Annotated in this window: 22 protein-coding genes and 1 tRNA gene; 22 read left to right on the top strand and 1 reads right to left on the bottom strand. The window is 35.8% G+C overall.

The window, feature by feature from the left end:
- The first annotated feature begins 4 nt into the window (after window positions 1-4).
- From N9R04_RS04270 to N9R04_RS04370, 20 genes are all read left to right on the top strand, one after another.
- The gene (locus tag N9R04_RS04270; RefSeq protein ID WP_262855301.1) at window positions 5-916 is read left to right on the top strand and encodes a capsid protein; all 912 of its coding nucleotides are present in this window, start codon (window positions 5-7) and stop codon (window positions 914-916) included.
- An 89-nt stretch (window positions 917-1,005) separates the two neighbouring features.
- Window positions 1,006-1,455 carry an Ig-like domain-containing protein gene (locus N9R04_RS04275; protein ID WP_262855302.1) on the top strand — a complete coding sequence of 150 codons (450 nt, stop codon included), beginning with the start codon at window positions 1,006-1,008 and terminating at the stop codon, window positions 1,453-1,455.
- 11 nt (window positions 1,456-1,466) lie between these two features.
- A complete protein-coding gene (locus N9R04_RS04280) occupies window positions 1,467-1,799 on the top strand; it encodes a phage head-tail connector protein (protein WP_262855303.1) in 333 nt (110 codons plus the stop codon).
- Window positions 1,796-2,101 carry a hypothetical protein gene (locus N9R04_RS04285; RefSeq protein WP_262855304.1) on the top strand — a complete coding sequence of 102 codons (306 nt, stop codon included), beginning with the start codon at window positions 1,796-1,798 and terminating at the stop codon, window positions 2,099-2,101. The genes N9R04_RS04280 and N9R04_RS04285 overlap by 4 nt, the downstream gene beginning before the upstream one ends.
- Complete coding sequence (locus tag N9R04_RS04290; RefSeq protein ID WP_262855305.1) at window positions 2,101-2,373, top strand: HK97 gp10 family phage protein; 273 nt, start codon at window positions 2,101-2,103, stop codon at window positions 2,371-2,373. The genes N9R04_RS04285 and N9R04_RS04290 overlap by 1 nt, the downstream gene beginning before the upstream one ends.
- A 44-nt stretch (window positions 2,374-2,417) precedes the next feature.
- Entirely contained in the window at window positions 2,418-2,609 is a 192-nt protein-coding gene (locus N9R04_RS04295; protein WP_262855306.1) for a hypothetical protein, read from the top strand.
- 323 nt (window positions 2,610-2,932) lie between these two features.
- Entirely contained in the window at window positions 2,933-3,301 is a 369-nt protein-coding gene (locus N9R04_RS04305) for a hypothetical protein (RefSeq protein ID WP_262855307.1), read from the top strand.
- Between the two features lie 17 nt (window positions 3,302-3,318).
- The gene (locus tag N9R04_RS04310; RefSeq protein ID WP_262855308.1) at window positions 3,319-3,954 is read left to right on the top strand and encodes a phage major tail protein, TP901-1 family; all 636 of its coding nucleotides are present in this window, start codon (window positions 3,319-3,321) and stop codon (window positions 3,952-3,954) included.
- Window positions 3,955-4,014: 60 nt separating this feature from the next.
- A complete protein-coding gene (locus N9R04_RS04315) occupies window positions 4,015-4,395 on the top strand; it encodes a tail assembly chaperone (RefSeq protein WP_262855310.1) in 381 nt (126 codons plus the stop codon).
- A 29-nt stretch (window positions 4,396-4,424) separates the two neighbouring features.
- Window positions 4,425-4,775, top strand: a complete 351-nt coding sequence (locus N9R04_RS04320; RefSeq protein WP_262855311.1) for a hypothetical protein — start codon at window positions 4,425-4,427, stop codon at window positions 4,773-4,775.
- 16 nt (window positions 4,776-4,791) lie between these two features.
- Window positions 4,792-7,911 carry a phage tail protein gene (locus N9R04_RS04325; protein WP_262855312.1) on the top strand — a complete coding sequence of 1,040 codons (3,120 nt, stop codon included), beginning with the start codon at window positions 4,792-4,794 and terminating at the stop codon, window positions 7,909-7,911.
- Window positions 7,912-7,923: 12 nt separating this feature from the next.
- Complete coding sequence (locus tag N9R04_RS04330; RefSeq protein WP_262855313.1) at window positions 7,924-8,856, top strand: phage tail domain-containing protein; 933 nt, start codon at window positions 7,924-7,926, stop codon at window positions 8,854-8,856.
- A gap of 12 nt (window positions 8,857-8,868) precedes the next feature.
- Window positions 8,869-10,287, top strand: coding sequence for a tail tube TT1 domain-containing protein (locus N9R04_RS04335; RefSeq protein WP_262855314.1), 1,419 nt, complete (start codon window positions 8,869-8,871; stop codon window positions 10,285-10,287).
- Window positions 10,268-11,011, top strand: a complete 744-nt coding sequence (locus N9R04_RS04340; protein ID WP_262855315.1) for a hypothetical protein — start codon at window positions 10,268-10,270, stop codon at window positions 11,009-11,011. The genes N9R04_RS04335 and N9R04_RS04340 overlap by 20 nt, the downstream gene beginning before the upstream one ends.
- A gap of 11 nt (window positions 11,012-11,022) precedes the next feature.
- Window positions 11,023-12,066: an SGNH/GDSL hydrolase family protein gene (locus N9R04_RS04345; protein WP_262855316.1), complete on the top strand. Its 1,044-nt coding sequence runs from the start codon at window positions 11,023-11,025 to the stop codon at window positions 12,064-12,066.
- Window positions 12,067-12,083: 17 nt separating this feature from the next.
- Complete coding sequence (locus N9R04_RS04350; RefSeq protein ID WP_262855317.1) at window positions 12,084-13,355, top strand: BppU family phage baseplate upper protein; 1,272 nt, start codon at window positions 12,084-12,086, stop codon at window positions 13,353-13,355.
- Between the two features lie 32 nt (window positions 13,356-13,387).
- On the top strand, window positions 13,388-13,762 hold the full coding sequence (locus N9R04_RS04355; RefSeq protein WP_262855318.1) for a hypothetical protein: 375 nt from the start codon (window positions 13,388-13,390) through the stop codon (window positions 13,760-13,762).
- A gap of 87 nt (window positions 13,763-13,849) precedes the next feature.
- Window positions 13,850-15,742 (top strand): glucosaminidase domain-containing protein, encoded by a 1,893-nt coding sequence (locus N9R04_RS04360; protein ID WP_262855319.1) that lies wholly within the window; start codon window positions 13,850-13,852, stop codon window positions 15,740-15,742.
- Between the two features lie 18 nt (window positions 15,743-15,760).
- Window positions 15,761-16,015, top strand: a complete 255-nt coding sequence (locus N9R04_RS04365) for a phage holin (RefSeq protein ID WP_262855320.1) — start codon at window positions 15,761-15,763, stop codon at window positions 16,013-16,015.
- Window positions 16,016-16,028: 13 nt separating this feature from the next.
- A complete protein-coding gene (locus tag N9R04_RS04370) occupies window positions 16,029-16,784 on the top strand; it encodes a CHAP domain-containing protein (RefSeq protein WP_262855321.1) in 756 nt (251 codons plus the stop codon).
- A gap of 465 nt (window positions 16,785-17,249) precedes the next feature.
- Here the strand turns inward: N9R04_RS04370 and N9R04_RS04375 are convergent.
- Window positions 17,250-17,321, bottom strand: a tRNA-Arg gene (locus tag N9R04_RS04375).
- Between the two features lie 155 nt (window positions 17,322-17,476).
- Here N9R04_RS04375 and clpP point away from each other — a divergent pair.
- Both clpP and N9R04_RS04385 read left to right on the top strand, forming a co-directional pair.
- Window positions 17,477-18,061, top strand: a complete 585-nt coding sequence (gene clpP / locus N9R04_RS04380; RefSeq protein ID WP_262855322.1) for an ATP-dependent Clp endopeptidase proteolytic subunit ClpP — start codon at window positions 17,477-17,479, stop codon at window positions 18,059-18,061.
- Window positions 18,062-18,104: 43 nt separating this feature from the next.
- Entirely contained in the window at window positions 18,105-18,272 is a 168-nt protein-coding gene (locus N9R04_RS04385) for a hypothetical protein (RefSeq protein WP_262855323.1), read from the top strand.
- The last annotated feature ends 156 nt before the right edge of the window (window positions 18,273-18,428 follow it).

The raw sequence follows: 18,428 nt of genomic DNA on the forward strand, positions 1-18,428 counted from the left end.
ATTTATGCCAGTAGAAAATAATTTAATTAATGTGGAAGCATTAGGGAAGGCAAAGTCTATCGATTTTGCTAACAAATTAGGTATTCAATTGAATAAGCTTTTCGAAGCGTTAGAAATTCAAAACAAAATTCCGATGAACATTGGTTCAGCAGTTAAACAATATCGATTCAAAGTAGTAGATTCTGAAAAACCTAACGGTGAGGTTGCAGAAGGTGACGTGATTCCGTTAACAAAAGTTACCCGTGAGCAAGTTGCTATTTCTGAATTGCAGTTTGCTAAATATCGTAAATCGACATCAGCAGAGGCGATTCAAGCGCATGGTTATGATTTAGCAATTAATCAAACTGACAATGAAATGATTAAGTATGTTCAGAAAAAATTCCGGGCTAAATTTTTTGGAACGTTAAAAGCAGCAATCGAAAACGAACAACGTACTAATAAAGCAGAGTTAAAGGCTAAAAAATTACAAGATGCTTTATCTAAGGGACGTGCTAACTTGTCAGTGGTATTAGACGATGAAGTTGTACCTATTGCGTTTGTTAATCCAAATGACACAGCTGAATATCTAGCAAATGGCTTTATTAACTCTATAGGTGCGCAGTTCGGTTTAAACCTTTTAACACCGTATGTAGGCGTTAAAATTGTAGAGTTTGCAGATGTTCCACAAGGCGAAGTGTGGATGACAGTGGCTGAAAACTTAAATGTAGCATATGCCAACCCTCGTGGTGAACTTTCACGTGCTTTTGCATTTGCAACTGACGCAACTGGTTTTGTTGGAGTGTTACATGATATTCAACCACAACGCTTAACATCAGATACTATTTATGCATCTGCTATTTTAATGTTCCCTGAAAATATCGATGCGGTTATCAAAGTGTCTATCAAAGCAGAAGAAGCGGACAAGTTACCCTCGTAAGCCCTAAAAAATTGAAATCACACCGAATGCAAAATCGGTCAACCTTTCAGTTGAATAGGGGATTTGAAAATTAAATAGGAGGTATTTAAATGAGCAGAAAACTTAAAGTGTATAGCAATGATGAAGTTGTTGCTTCGGCAGTAGGAGAAGGGCGTGTTAATGTGAGCCTTACGGGCTTAGAACCCGCAACAACTTACTCTAAAGGCAAATACAAAGTGGCTTTTGAAGAAAATGGTAAAGAGTCAGAAAAAGTTAATGTACCTGAATTTACTACAAATTCAATTTTAATCACAAGCATTAGCTTTGTTCCTGAAACTAAAACGGTTAAAGCAGGCTCACATGAACAACTAGAGTCAAATATCGCACCTTCCACAGCAACTAATAAATCATTAAGCTATGTGTCTAACAAACCTGAAACAGTACAGGTCGATGAAAATACAGGAATGATTAACGCTTTAGAAGCTGGTAAAGCGGTAATTACAGCAACGACAAAAGACGGCAGTAACAAAACAGCACAAATCACTATCACAGTTGAATAGTGGTGATTGAGATGAGTTACTTAGAGGACGTTAAAAGTCGAATTGGATTAAATGATAGTGAGCAAGATAAACAACTAAGATCTATCATCGACAATGTATATGCTGAATTACTATCAAGATTGCCAGTAGACACAATCAGCATTCCTGATAGATTGCGATTCATAGTCGTTGAAGTTTCGACAAAACGGTACAACCGTATTGGCGCGGAAGGTATGTCTATAGATTCGCAAGATGGACGTAGCAACACGTTTGAACGTAACGATTTTGAAGAGTATCAAAGTATTATAGATGCTTTGTATCCTAAGCGTGATTCGAGCAAACGAGGGAGCGTGAATTTTTATTGAGGCATTCAGAAAGAGTTGAGCTTGTCGTTGAAGAGAGAAGTAAATATAATCCTTCAACTAAACAGAAAGAAACCACCTACAAAACATACGCAAAAATACCGTGTAATGTTAACAAGTTGTCAAAAAAGCGTACTCAGCTCGAATTTGGCGAAATGGCGAAAGATGTATCAGTAGTTAGATTACCTAACTCGATGAAACTTGAGCCTACACATGTATTTTTAAAAGGCAGAAAATACAAAGTCATGGATATTCGTGTGTATAATCATAGCACTTCACTTTTTATAAGCGAGGTGCTTTTTTAATGCAGTCTAGAGGATTTAAAGAATTATTAAGTCACTTAGAAGAAATGTACGATGGCATAGATGATGATGTTGATGTAATTCTAAAAAACAATGCTATTGAAGGTGTTGGAATTGCAGTATCTAACGCTAAAAAAGTGATGAATAAGGGTTATTGGACTGGTAATCTAGCTAGGTCAATAGAAGTGAAGGAAATGGGAGAGCTACACTATCGTGTCATTTCTACTGCTCATTACTCGGGAAACAGAATCCCGTCTAAGCTAGTAATGGTTTAGATTATTACCGGGCAAAATCGGGGGAACTCTTTAAATGGATACCAATGGAAGAACAACGTTGGAATACTTCATTTAACGTTTGGCACGAATATAATGGACAAAAGCTCACTACTATGCAATGGGCAAGAAAACTTAATATTCCTCAACATGTTGTATGGGGGTATAAGCATAACAATATTAATTTCATTGATTTAATTAAAGAATATTCTAAAGACAACCCCGAGATAACTGAATAGATTGCGAAAGGCTATACAGTATTGTAGAGCGTAGGAATTGAATAAATATAATATTCCCAAGAGTGTCCGGCAACCAATATAAAGGTTGTCTTTTTTATTGGTTGAAAAGGTACGCCGAACTTGCTGGTAACAGTAAGAAGTAGAGGATAAAAAGCCACTACGATAACAAAATGATTCTTAGAATTTGGTACACGGTATATGGAGGCAGCACCATTTATGTTTCCAACATACCAAACATTAAAAAAATCAACGCTTGAAGATTTAAGACGGTTGTTGAATAGCTAGCGAGGTGTTACATGTTAAAAATCACAGCGCAACAAGCTTTGTTTGACTACATTTATTCAACATTAGAGGGATATGGATTTGATGTTATCGATTTTAAAGAATTGAACACTCATATATCATATCCTTTTTTCGTTGTTAGAAATGTAGATATAACTAAAACTAAGTACAATATGGAAAATTTCGGTGGTGTATTAACCGCTACGATTGATTTTTGGACATACGCAGACGATAGAGGACAACATGACAGTATTGTATATTTACTCGATACCAAGTTGTCTAATATCGATAGTGCGGAAGGTTATCAACTAATGATTGATAACATAGATATTAAGACGTTAAATGATGTAGAAAACAGCGATAAACAGTTGCTACATACGGTGTTTATTGCTACCTACAAATTATTTTAAACAGGAGGTCATAATGAATGGCTAAAAAAGACAGTAAAGATAGATTGTTTTTATTTAGAATTGCTGGTCAAAAAGTAGACGCTAAAAAGATGATGTTTTTAACTGAATACAGCGTGTCACTTGAAGCTGATTCTGAAAACGAAGATACGATGGATGATTCTTACTCGACTGGCGGATCACTTGAAAATACCATTTCGGCAACAGCTAAAATGGACTATCGTGACAGTTTTGCTGATGAAGTTGAGGACGCAGTTCGTGACGGCATCATTTATGAAGCGTGGGAAATTGAAAGCAAAGTAGAAGGTAAAGGCGAAAACGAAGGTAAGTTCAAAGCGAAATATTATCAAGGTAAATTCAAAAAGTTTGAGTCTAAAGGCGAAGTCAAGGGCGTCGATGAGTACGAAACAGAATTTAACGTTTTCGGTAAGTATCAACGTGGATATGCGACAATCCCTGAAACGATTAAAACGAAACTTGAACTTGCAGGATACCGATTCCACAACACAACAAAAGACGACCCGGCAACAGAAGTTACACAAAACATTCCACAACCTACAGTTGATTCAAGTGACGACACGATGTCATTAGTTGCTAAACCATCGAATGTGCAAGCAGTACCTAACGCAAAATCAGTTAGTATTTCAGCAGAATAATCAACGGGCTTAAATGTCCGTTTTTTTATTGGATAAATTCAAATTATGGAGGCTTATTAAATGGTTACAGTTAAAAATGGAAAGCACGAATTAGAATTGAAGTTTGGACTAGGTCAATTAACATCTATCGACCAAGCATTAGGATTGAATGTTGAAAAGGTTAATCTAGGCGAGGGCTTATCAATGCTAATTCCTAAGTTAGAAAGCGGAAACATTATTGGTTTAGCCAAAATCGTTAATGCTGCAACCTTAGGACAAAAAGGGCGCCCAAAAACGGACGAAGAGCTTGAAGAAGTATTAATCAATGCGCGTGATGAATATGGTTCGTTCAAGAAGTTTGGTCAAGCCATCATTGATGTTTTGGGGGAGCGACCATTGACCCGCGACCTAGTACAGGATCACCTGAAAGGCGAGGAAGCGGAGACAGTGACGGAAGAATAATAACATACAGCAGAATTGTAATCGCGTGCATGTCAGATTTGAAAATGACCAATTTAAAAGAAATCAATGAAATGACATTGACTGAGTTTAACTATCGCATGTACGCATTACGATTCGACGTTTTGAAAGAAGAATATGAACGGTACAAGCTAGCATTTGCGATACGTGATGCAGCTGCAACGAAGAATGAGGGGACTGAAAAGGAACCTAAAGAAGTATACAGGTTTAAAAGTCCAAACGACATATTGGATTACGAAGTTAATTACAATCGTTTACTGGATGGCAAAAAGATTGTATTTACTGATGAGCTAGAAGAAGTGGAACCTGAAAATAACGATTTTTTCAAAGCAATAGCAGAGATTAACAACAGTATTAGATAGCGAGGAGGTGCGTTGATTGTCTAACAAAGACTATACCGTTTCATCTGATTTGAAGGCAAACACAGGTAAGTTTAAAAAAGCTATCAAAACAGCGATTCAAACGTTGCGTCAATATGAAAAAACAATAGCTAGGATTAAAGATGTTGAACTGAAAGCCGATGACAAGCTAATTAAAGAAAAAGTTAAACAAGCGGAATTAGCTTTAGAAAGAATTGACGGCAAAAAAGCGAATGCGACGATAGATGCAAGTACAAAAATAGCTGAAACTAAACTGAAAAATTATGAAAAAGCCTTACAATTTTTAGATAACAAATCAGTTAAAACAGCTATCGATTTACAAGATAGACTTTTTGTATCTAAATTCAATAAAACAAAAGCTGAAATTAACAAATTAGACGGTAAAACAGTCAATACAGAATTAGAAGTTAAAGACAGCGTTGCTAATAATAAGATTAGACGATTTAAAGCGTTGCTACGAAGCATACCGAACAGAAAAAAAGTTCGAGTTGATGTGGAGAAAAAAGGTTCAAATAATCCATTTTCAAAAATGTTGGATTACCTTAACGAGCAAAGCGGTGTTTTTGTAAAACGGATGGATCGTATAGCTAAATCAATCCGTACATTTGGGACTATTGGAGCTAATATTATTAAAGGTACACTGTTATCATCATTTAGTGCATTAATTCCAATAATTGCAAGCTTAGTACCAGCAATCATGGCAGTAGGTAACGCGTTAGGTGTTGTCGGTGGTGGAACGTTAGGTCTTGCAGGTGCTTTTGCTATTGCAGGTGCTGGCGTAGTTGGATTTGGTGCGATGGCTATATCTGCAGTCAAAATGTTTGAAGATGGCACATTACAAGCTAGTGAAGCGACAAACGCGTACAAAAAAAGCTTAGAAGGCGTAACAAGCGAATGGCAAAACATAATTAGATTGAATGCTGATTCTATTTTTGGTGCGCTGTCATCAGCTTTGAATGGTCTACAAATCTCTTTAAAAAATTTAAGTCCTTTCTTAAAAGGCGTTTCTGAAGCGGTTAATTCTAGTGCGCAAAGTTTTGAAAAATGGGTATCATCATCTGGCACAGCCAAAAAAGCTTTTGAAACGATGAATACATCAGGAGTTAAAGTCTTTTCGAGCTTATTAAGTGCTGCAGGACGTTTCGGCGATGGTCTTGTTAACATATTAACTCAATTTGCGCCATTATTTGAGTTTATGGCCAACGGTTTAAATAATATGGGCGCATCCTTTCAAGAGTGGGCAAATAAAATGTCGACACAGCAAGGTATTCAAAAATTTATTGATTATGTAAAGGTTAATTTGCCAATTATTGGTAAGATTTTTGGAGATACATTCTTAGGTATCTTTAATCTATTTAAGGCTTTCGGTTCAAATTCACAAACTATATTTGAATCATTAGCACAAATGGCTAGTAAGTTTCGTGCTTGGTCAGAACAAGTCGCTCAGTCAGATGGATTTAAAAAGTTTATAGACTATGTTCAACAAAATGGCCCGACGATTATGAGTTTAATCGGTAATATCATAATGGTATTAGTCAATTTTGGTACAGCGATGGCACCTATTGCGAGCGTTGTACTGAGTATTGTCAATGCGATTGCCGGTTTTGTGGCAAAGTTATTTGAAACGCATCCGATCATTGCTCAAATTATAGGCTTAGCAATTACTTTTGGCGGTGTCTTGATGACTTGGATTCCTATTATTACTGGGATTGTTTCGTATTTAGAGCCTTTAATAGCTAGATTCGGCTTTTTAAAGACATTGATGCCGTTACTTAGTAGAGTGTTTACTTTGTTAAGTGGACCCATAGGAATTGTGTCCAGACTGTTACCTATATTAGGTTCTGCAATCGGGTTTTTAACTTCTCCAATAGGCCTAGTTATTGTAGCAATTATTGCATTGATAGCTATTTTAGTTATGTTGTGGAACAAAAACGAGGCCTTTAGAAATTTCGTCATCAATTTATGGAATTCTATTAAAAATTTCTTTATAAATTTGTGGACTGCATTAGCAACAATTGCGTCTGTAACTTGGCAGTTATTAGTTACTACCATTACAACTAAAATATCAGAACTTTATGCATTTATCACGACGATATGGCAAGTGATTCTAACGTTTCTGTCAACATTGTGGACTAACATAGTTACAATAGCTATCACAACTTGGCAATTATTAGTAACTGTTATCACAACTGTAATAACTACTATACTGATTGTTCAACAAACGATATGGAACGCAATTCTAAGCTTTTTACAAACAATATGGAACACAATTGTTTTAGTAGCAACAACGGCATGGAATACATTAGTAACTATTATTATAACTGTTTTAAATCTTATAAAATCATTTGTAACTTCGATTTGGAATGCTATATATAGTTTCTTTACTTCAATACTAAGTAGAATCTCATCTACTGTAAGTCAAAAAATGAGCGAAATTTATATATGGGTTTCATCGAAAATCCAACAAGCGTACAGTATTTTAAGCTCTGTTTTGTCGAGTATGTTTTCAGTTGTAACGAGTAAATTCAGTCAAATCGTATCAACTGTCGTTTCTAAAATGACAGAATTTTATAATACTATCAGACAAAAGGTACAGAATGCATTAAATACAGTAAATAATTTTGTCGGCCAATTCGTTGATGCTGGTAGAAATTTAATAATGGGATTAGTTAACGGTGTAAAAAATGCAGCAGGTGCCTTGACTGAGGCGGTAACTGGCGTAGTAAGTGGTGCTATTAACAAAGCGAAATCTTTATTAGGCATTAAGTCGCCTTCCCGTGTTTTCAAACAAATTGGGGTTTATACAATGCAAGGGTTAAGCATTGGTGTTGATCAAGAGGGACAAAATGCAGTTGGTAGAGTTGTCGACGTTGCTAGACAATTAACAAAAGCATTTAATCCAGTTTTAAGTTTACCTAGTTTATCTGACGTTACAAGCGGTTTAAATGGATTAAGCGGATTAAGTGCAAACCTCACAACACAAATTCTACACACACATTCATTCGAAAATAGCCCGAGAATGAAAACGGTAAGAATTGAAATGAAATTAGATAATGACGCGATTTACGGCATTGTTAACGACAAACAAGCTGAAAAATATTCAATCTTTGAAATGTAGGAGGTATCATAGATGGACATTAAAATTTCGAAGCTAGATGGTACTTCCTACCATTTAGAAGATTATAATATGATTGTTAAAGATGTGATTGTCGAAAGTATCGAAATGAAAGATGATTATCAAGATTATGAAGGCATGCATGGCAGACATCTTGTAAGTAGTTTATATCATTCACGTAAAATACATGTACCTGTATTTTTTGTGGCTGATGATAATTTAGATTACGCAATACAACGTAATTTGTTATATGAATTAGTGCAAGATGAAAAGCCGTTTTATATCCAAGAGTTGCGTAAACACGATAAAGTAAACTATAAATTCAAGAACACTTTAGCAAGCGATTATCAACAAGTTGATAATCGTGGCAGACCTATTTTTGATGATGATAATTTTCAAGTCAACGCTAAAAGGTATCTTGTTAAGTTGTCTAATATATTGTCTCCAGAGCAAAAAAACAATATAGGCAACGTAACATTAGAATTTGTAACGACTCATTTGCCATTTGCAGAGTCTGTTGAAACGAGTTTAGATTTGCACAAACAATTAATCAATGGGTTTTGGGCGTCTGATGATGACATTGATTTTGATGATACTGCAAAACAAACGTATATTTTTGATAATTTAAAAAGTGGTTCGGTTTATTATCACGGCACTGTTTCTAACAAGCAATTCAATATGTACAAAAAGGTCAGAATCACGATAGGTAAAGCAACGAATGATTTTCAGTGGTCTCTTTCTGGCAGTGACTTAATGCGTGTGAGTGGCGTCGATTTTAAGCCTGGTGATGTTTTAACGTACGACGGTTTAAGGATTACTAAAAACGGTAGATCTGTTGTGAATGAATCGAATTTGTCATTACCTGTGTTTTTGCCCGGATTTAACGAGTTTAGATTTAATCAAAATGTAAAAAAAGTCGAATTTGATATGCGATTTTATAGTAAGTAGGTAGATAAAGAGATGATTAAATTAAGAAACATTTTAGGTGAAGCATATTTTCTACAAGTGCCGACAGAACTGACAGAGCGTATAAGCGGTGAAAGTCAGTTGACGTTTAGCTTTGTGGAAAACGAAAGTAACAGAGAAATTGTAAATACTATTTCTAAAAAATGGCAAGTCACTAATGTTAGTGGTCAAAATGACGATAAAATATATACAGTTGTTTTAGTATCCAAAAATTCTAACTCTTTACTATCAAGTGTTACGGTGCATTGCAAAGAAAAGCAAATAGATGACTTAAAAGCAAAACGTATATATGACAATTTAACCGGTAGTTTTACAGGCGAACGCTTCTTTTCAACCATTTTTAAAGGAACAGGGTATAAATACAAACTTGACGCTAAAGTTAAAGCTTCAAAATTTGAAAATGCTGGCGATGGTGCCTCTGTACTTGAGACCTTTCAAAAAGGTTTAGAACGCTACAATCTTGAGTTTAAATATGTTCCGAAAACAAAAACATTTATTTTAACTAAAAAGGTCTTTCAAAAAGCAAACTATTTTATCGAAAATGGCACTAATGCTTTGAATTTCAAATTAGAAGAAGATTCTTCTGAATTTTATACTTATATACGTGGTTACGGTAACTATGATGACAACGAGAAGTTTCAAGAAGCATCATTACAACTTATATACAAGCATCCGTTAGCTGATGATATAGGTATCTATGAAGCACCTCCAATTATGGATGGTAGGATTAAAGATAAAGAAGTCTTACGTAATAAGATGATTAATACTGTTGATAACTCATTAAAAACCTCCTTGACGTTAGACTTCATCGCTTTGCAAGAAGAGTATGCAGAAGCGGTTCCGATTGTTGGTGATCACGTACCTGTTAAAGATGATATTATTGATGTTTTTGACTGGGTTAGAATTGTAGAAGTACAAACAAAACGCGACATCAACAATAATATATTTGATCAAAAAGCTACGCTTGGAGATTATAAAAAGCAGGATAGATACAATTCAAAAGTCAGTAATAGCGTTAGTCTTGCTAACAGTATTAGTGGCATTTCTACAGACATCAGAGATGCAAAAGATAGAATAAAAGGGTTTATGTCAGCAGCTAATAATGTACTAGACATGGGTAATGCGCTAAAAGCTGACTCGAAAGGTATAAAGTCTGTAAACAAGTTGCTGAACACTGTTTTTACACCTGACCAAGGCATTGCTATTAGCAATGATGGTGGAAAAAAGTTTGTCACTGCACTTGATGGCAACGGCATAAATGTTGATGTGGTGCCGGTTGCTACGACAACGAAAAACGGTTTAATGTCAAAAGATGACAAAATAAAATTAGATAATTTGAATGACGTAGGCTCAAGTAAACTTGGGTCTATTTTTTACAAGGAGGTAAATATTAATGCCGATCACACAAATTAGAACGATGACTTACAATGACGAAGAGGTCTATGCGAGAACGCATATACAAGGAGTAGATGGTTTAGGTAAGGCTAGTTCGACAATTGACGGATTAATGTCGAAAGAGGATAAGACCAAGTTAGATGGATTAGAGAACTTTGATCCATCTGTTTTAACGGAAGCGACAACTTCGAAGTCAGGCATTATGAGCGCTGCAGATAAAACTAAACTAGATGGCTTAAGACCATTTGACCCTGCAACTTTAACAAATGCGACAGCGTCTAAAGCGGGTTTAATGAGCCCTGCTGATAAAGCCAAATTAGATAAATTAAACACAAATTCTAAACCTTCCGGAACGGTAAATGGTGGTTCATCAGGTTCATCTGGGTCTAGTACATCTAGTAGCTCACAAATTTTAAATCGTAATGTGAATTTATGGCCAACTGAATCACAAAGGGTCACATTATCTAAAAAGTTATCTGAATGTGCGAATGGGATTGTGCTAGTTTGGCGTTTAGATGCATCAGATAATTTATACCATTATCAATATGTGCCTAAATATCATACAAATCACACTGAAGCTAAAGTAACGGAAATGATACCGACAAATGTTACGTCTAGTACAATTGAACATTGTATAAAAGTTGTCTATATTTACGATACTTATCTCGTTGGTGTCGCTGAAAATAGTAGTTCTAGTACGAAAGCGAACAAGATACGACTACATGAAATTTTAGAATTTTAGGAGGTTTGAAAATGAAGTTAAAGTTATCTAGTGTATTTCGTGATTTTAAAAAAGATGTCGAAAGTAACTTTAAAGAGATTGATAAGTTACTGACAGAGTTACCCGAAATCAAAAGTAAAACGAGCATTAAATATTTGGACAGTTTGATTGATAAACTTTTTACTAAACGATATGATCAGCTTCAAAAAGAAATCAGAGCGATTGTCTTGCCTGAAATGTCTCCCCTTGCAATTACAGAGGGTTATGAAAAGAGTTTGAGTGATTTAAAAGGAGAACGGCACACATCGCTTAAATCTCGATTAGATGCTGATTTAAATCAAATTAAAAGTCAATTACAAAAGACGTCTAATGATGATAGATTTATTGTGACTGAAAACGGTACAATCTTTCCTGATTTTGTTAAAAAGTCAAAGACAATCAAAAGTGTTAGAAAGATTGGGATTATCGGCGATTCTGTCGCAAAAGGCAGTAAGTCAAATAAGAATTTTGGTAAATACCTGTCTGAAAAGTTAGGTGCTACCGTACAGAATGAAGCGGTTAGTGGCGCTACTATGTCAATGGTCAAAGCTAGTTCTATTTATGAGCAAGCTTCAAAAATCAAAAATATGGACTTAGTCATTATTCAAGGCACGGATGACGACTGGTTACACAACGCTTCCACTGGCGTGCCTATCGGAATGAGTAAGACTAACGAAAAGACCTTCTATGGTGCGTTTTATAAAACAGTAGAATTGATTAAATCTAACAATACTAACGCTAAAATCATTGTAATGACTGCAACCCGTCAGTTACCTGTCAACGGTACCACAATTCGCCGCAAAGACACCGACCAGAATAGTCTAGGGCTTGATTTAGAAGCGTACGTAAACGCACAAGTGCTTGCATGTACAGAGTTGAATGTACCTGTATTTGATGCATATCATACGGATTTAATTGATCCATACAATCCAGCATTTAGAGCTAAATGTATGGTTGATGGCTTGCATCCGAATGAATTGGGCCATGAGGTTATAGTACATGAGTTACTCAAAAATTATTACTATTTTTACGGTTAAGAGGGGTGAAATTATAAATGGTCAATCAAGACTTATTTTACGATATTACTAAGCAAGGTACACTACAAGAAAAGCAACAATACTTAGTCACGCGTGTTGGTGACGGCGGACTTAAAACAGTAACAGTTACAGTGTGGTCAAATGGCACTCCATACAACTTAAACGGCCTTACACCAGTGTTTGAGGGTGTTAAATCAGATGGTGAAAAAATAATTGATACACGCGGGGCTATCGTATTAGATCCAGTAAACGGCGTATTTAGATATACATTCCCACATCAAGCAAGTACGGCGGAAGGTGAATATAGACAAGCCTTTTTCAAACTGAAACGTGGCGAACAAACAGATTCAACGCTAGAAGTTAAAATTAAAGTACTTAAAAATATGGTTGAATTTGGAATCAATTCCGAATCGTATTTTACAGAGTATCAGCAAAAAAAAGCTGAATTAGAAGATAAAATTAATACGTATTTAGAAGAATTAGGTACTAAAGCAACAGCTACAGAAGCTCAAGTGAAAGCAAATGCTACTCTAGCTAAAGCATTAAAACAGCAACTAGATTTGATTCAATCTATTGCAAATGAACGTGAGTTATTAACAAAAGGTGAATTTAACGAGGCACTCAATACTGTTAATAAAAATGTTGATGCGATTAGTTCAAAAATAGATACTTTAAAACAAAAAACTACTGAAGAATTAGAGCGTATTAAGGATGAAGTTAATGGCGTTAAGCCTGGTGTTCTACAAAACGTTGCTAACATTACAAAATCAGGAGTGTACTATTTTAACAGTACAACGCAAAATGTACCGACTCGCAATTCTAACAATGAGAATGGTTATATTGAAGCCGTAATGAAAGACGCTGACAACGGTATGATGACCATGCTTGGCGCAGGGTATTCTATCGAAAAATATAAAGGTAAACTACACGGGCGTTGGGTATCATCTTTACCTGTTAAGTTATGGTCAGGTAAAATTACGAAAGGGCAAACCGCAACATTAAGCGGTAATTGTCATGATTTTGGTAAATTGATGATTGAAGTAGTATATACAACTAATAGATTTGCAGTTGAATTGGTTAACATTCCTAACAACGGTAGTACTATTTTTATGAATAACATCGGAATGCGTAGTTCTGATGACATATATAAAAATGGTCGTTTGGATGAGGTTGTAATCCAAATTAAAGATGATACACATATCGTTTTAAAAGAGACTTTAAAAGCAACGGATGATGCTCAAGCAGTGGACTCAGATGCTTATATTACTGCAATTTACGGTATTTATTAAGAGCGCTCAGAATATATTAAGGCGGTGTTTGTTTGGATGAGATAAAGAAAATTAAACAAGAAATTGCTGATCTAACTGAACGTGTTGATGCTATCGAACAAATGACTAACGAAACAGCATCCCATGTGGTAACGCTGCGTCAAGAATATGGTCAAGGTCATAAAGATTTACAAGAATCGCATAAAGAGCTTAAAGACAAGCAAGAAAAAGTTGTCGAGGAAAATCTAGAGCAAACTAAAATTTTAAATCGTATTGAAGAACGCTATCAGATGCAAGTGGAAGTTGCTCAAAATAACGAGGGTAAGACGCTAGCTTTGAATAAGTGGCTTATTGGCGCTATTTGGGCGTTGGTAACAATCGTTATGATTGTTGTTATTACTGCATCTATCAATGCGTTAATGGGTTAGCTTGTTGCTTATACAAACGTAAATGTAAATAATTTTATAAGTCGGCACTTTACGTGTCGGCTTATTTTTTGAAAGTGAAGTGATGTCATGACACTACCTAAAACGGGTAAACCAACGGCAAAAGAGGTGGCTGACTGGGCAATAAATTTAATCGGCAGTGGTGTCGATGTAGATGGTTATTACGGGCGGCAATGTTGGGATTTACCAAACTATATTTTTAATCGTTTTTGGGGCTTTAAGACACCAGGTAACGCACGTGATATGGCTTGGTATCGTTACCCGGCGGGGTTTAAAGTGTTTAGAAACACTTCCAATTTTGTGCCTAAATCGGGTGATATAGCGGTGTGGACAGGCGGTAACTACAATTGGAATACATGGGGGCATACCGCAATAGTTGTTGGTCCATCAACAAAAGACTATTTTTACAGTGTAGACCAAAACTGGAACAATTCTAACGCTTATTACGGTAGTCCTGCTGCTAAAGTAAAACATAGTTATTTTGGTGTAACACACTTTGTTAGACCGGCATACAAAGCAGAACCCAAACCGTCACCTACACTACCACAAAGCAAGCCCGTTCCTGAAGATCCTGAACCGTCAAAAAAACCTGAATCGAACAAGTTTATTTATAAAGTGGTAACAAAAATCTTGTTTACTACTGCGCGAATAGAGCTAGTAAAAGCGAATCACTTTGTACACTACATTACAAAGTCAGAAAACTATAACAATAAACCTAATAAGATTGTTATTAAAAATGCAAACACAGCATTGTCTACTAATGATATTTACAAATACAGGCATGATTTGAAAGAAAAAGATATACCACACTTTTACGTAGATAGATTAAACGTTTGGGCGTGTAGACCAATAGAACAAAATGTTGAAGGACACAATAATGCTGTTGTATTATCTATCGCTGAAACCAGAAACGCATTAAGTGATAATTTTAAGATGAATGAAATAGAGTGTTTATCCGTAGCTAAGTCAATACTGAGTGCTAACAATAAAAAAATGGATTCTAAAACGATTAGCATAGACGATAATGAAGCGTGGAGAACGTTCAAATTGCACACTGGTAAAGATTCTTTGAAGTCCGGTAGTTTTACATCAAAAGACTATCAGAAGGCAGTCAGCAATCTAATTAAGCTATTTAAAGACAAAGATAAGTTGTTGAATAATAAACCAAAAGACATTGTAGAAAAAATAAAGATTAGAACAGTCGTTAAAGAAAATACAAAGTTTGTGCCTAGCGAGTTAAAACCTAGCAATAACATTAAGTACAAGCAAGACAGTAAAATTGATAGGATCGTTAGCAATTACAGCTTAAAACAAGCTTTAAATATTCAATTCAGCCTTAATCCAAAGCCACAAACCTCTAATGGCGTGACGTGGTATACAGCCAGCTTAAATCAAACTAGAGCAGCAATGAATACTAACCAAATTTTTAACGATAATGTGCAAGTTTATCAATTTTTGAAACTGAACCAATATCAAGGTATTTCAGTCGATAAATTAAACAAGTTGCTTGTGGGCAAGGGGACTTTATCTAGTCAAGGTCAAGCGTTTTCCGACGGTTGTAAAAAGTACGGCGTGAATGAAATTTATCTGATTGCACATGCGTTTTTAGAAAGCGGTAATGGTACATCATTCTTTGCAAGTGGTAGAACGGGTGTATATAACTATTTTGGAATAGGTGCTTTTGATAACAATCCAAATAACGCAATCGAGTTTGCACGTAGTCGTGGATGGACATCACCAGCTAAAGCGATTATTGGTGGCGCTGAGTTTGTTGGAAAAGGGTATTTTGATGTAGGACAAAATACACTTTATCGTATGCGTTGGAATCCGAAAAAACCAGGTACACATCAATATGCTACTGATATTAGTTGGGCTAAAGTGCAAGCGAAAATTATTAGTGCGATGTATAAAGCAATTGGATTAAAAGGTGAATATTTTATTTATGATCAATACAAAAAATAAAATTATGGAGGTACTTAAATGATTAATTGGAAAGTTAGAGTGAAAAAGAAAAGTTTTTGGGTGGCTATCGTTTCAGCAGCAGCCATTTTTATTACAAACGTAACTGGTGCGTTGGGATTAAATTATGCGCAACAAGTTGATATGGTAGTAAAGATAATCAATAGTGTCCTTACGTTGCTTGTTAGTTTAGGTGTTGTGGTTGACATGACCACAGAAGGTATTGGTGACAGTCATCAGGCGCTAGAATACGAACAACCACGAAAAAAATATTAAGGAGTGAGTTATTTTGAAAACATTTAGTGAAGCTAGAAGTCGTTTGCGGTGGTATGAAGGGAGATATATTGATTTTGATGGTTATTGGGCATATCAATGTATGGACTTAGCTGTCGATTACATTTATTGGTTGCTTGGCATTAGGATGTGGGGTAATGCTAAAGATGCGATTAATAACGATTTTAAAAATAAGGCTACAATTTATAAGAATACACCTTCATTTGTCCCACAAGTAGGTGACGTGGCGGTATTTAGGACTGGAATTTATAAACAGTTTGGGCATATTGGTATAGTTTATAATAGTGGTAACACAAATCAATTTTTGATTTTAGAACAAAACTTTGATGGTAATGCAAATACGCCTGCAAAATTAAGATGGGATAATTATTATGGATGTACGCATTTTATCCGTCCTCATTACAAAAATGAGAATATCGCATCTAAAATCGCTAATAAAATTAACCCCCCATCACATAAGGCGGCAGGTAACGGGGCTATTAAGATTGTCAGCGGGAGTAGAGCGCCTTATAACTTAAAATGGTCAAAAGGTGCTTATTTTAATGCAAAAGTTGATGGTTTAGGCGCTACATCTGCCACTCGTTACGGTGACAGCCGTGCTAATTATCGTTTTGACGTCGGACAAGCTGAATATGTGCCAGGCACTTTAATTTATGTTTTTGAAATTATTGATGGTTGGTGTCGGATTTGTTGGAATAATCATAATGAATGGATCTGGCATGAAAGATTAATTGTAAAAGAGGTATTCTGATAATAATTAAGGGGCGGTCATTGCGACAGTCCTATTTTTTTATCTAAAACTTGGAAAAGATACTCGATCACCTAAATTTATGTGTAGTATAAAGGTTGAGATACACCATGCAGAGGCTGGGACATAAAAGTCTTTAACTAGAGAGAAAGAGGCTGGGACATAAATCCCAGCCTCTTTCAGCATCTTGGCAGTAGATGACTAATTTGAAAAATGCGCTTGTATCAAGATTTTTTTCTAGTCATCCTTGCCGGGGTGGGACTACGAAATATTTTTATTCAAATTAGATTTCTGTCCCGCTCCCAAAATTACAGAGTACTAAAACTTAGGTGGGTATTTTGTTGTTTGGGTCCCTAAAAAGTCCCTAAAATTTAGTTTTATATAGTGTGTTATTGATAGTCAAAATACAAATAACCCCGTAGATACGGGGTTTTTAATTCCAAACAGTGTTTAAATTACTGATATAAACCCCCTCGAAGGGAATCGAACCCCTATTTTAAGAACCGGAATCTTACGTGTTATCCATTACACTACGAGGGGATAATAAATAAGTAACACTACTAGTTTACAAATCTTACTGTTGTAGGTCAATATAATACTTATGAACAATTAAAGAAATAGGTTGATATTTTTGACCATGTTTGACTTTTGGGTTAAAATGAATTTAGTATTTAGAAACAAGGAGGCAATTACGTATGAATTTAATTCCTACAGTTATTGAAACAACAAACCGTGGTGAGCGCGCGTATGATATTTATTCACGCTTATTGAAAGACCGTATTATTATGTTAGGTTCAGCGATTGATGACAACGTTGCTAATTCAATCGTCTCCCAACTATTATTCTTACAAGCTCAAGATGCTGACAAAGATATTTATTTATATATTAATTCACCAGGTGGTAGTGTATCTGCTGGATTTGCTATTTATGATACGATTCAACACATTAAACCTGATGTACAAACGATTTGCGTAGGTATGGCTGCTTCTATGGGATCCTTCTTACTTGCAGCAGGTACTAAAGGCAAGCGTTTCGCATTGCCTAACGCTGAAGTAATGATTCATCAACCTCTAGGTGGTGCACAAGGACAAGCAACTGAAATTGAAATTGCAGCTAACCACATCTTAAAAACGCGTGCTAAATTAAATAAAATTTTAGCAGAACGTACTGGACAATCTATTGAACAAATTGAAAAAGATACAGATCGTGATAACTTCTTATCAGCAGATGAAGCTAAAAATTATGGCTTGATCGACGAAGTTATGCAACCTGAAAAATAATAACCTGTAGTTGGAAAGAGGTCGGGACAAAAGTGTTTGAGGTTTGAGCAGGGGGCCCCAACAAAGAGAAACTGGTAAACCAGTTTCCGCAAGCTATACAAGTTGGGGTGGGGCCCCAACAGAGAGAAACTGGCAAACCAGTTTCAATAAGCTATGCAAGTTGGGGTGGGCCCCAACACAGAGAGGCTGGGACATAATGGTCTTTGACTAGAGAGAAAGAGGCTGGGACATAAATCCCAGAAAAAATAGCACTCAGATGATTTATTTCATTTCATCTGAGTGCTTCTTCATATTCCATACTTCGTATTATTGGCTCGCTTTCCTAGGGTGCCGTCTCAGCCTCGGTCTTCGACTGGCACTGCTCCCT

Source organism: Staphylococcus marylandisciuri (assembly GCF_025519785.1).
GTDB classification, from domain to species: domain Bacteria; phylum Bacillota; class Bacilli; order Staphylococcales; family Staphylococcaceae; genus Staphylococcus; species Staphylococcus marylandisciuri.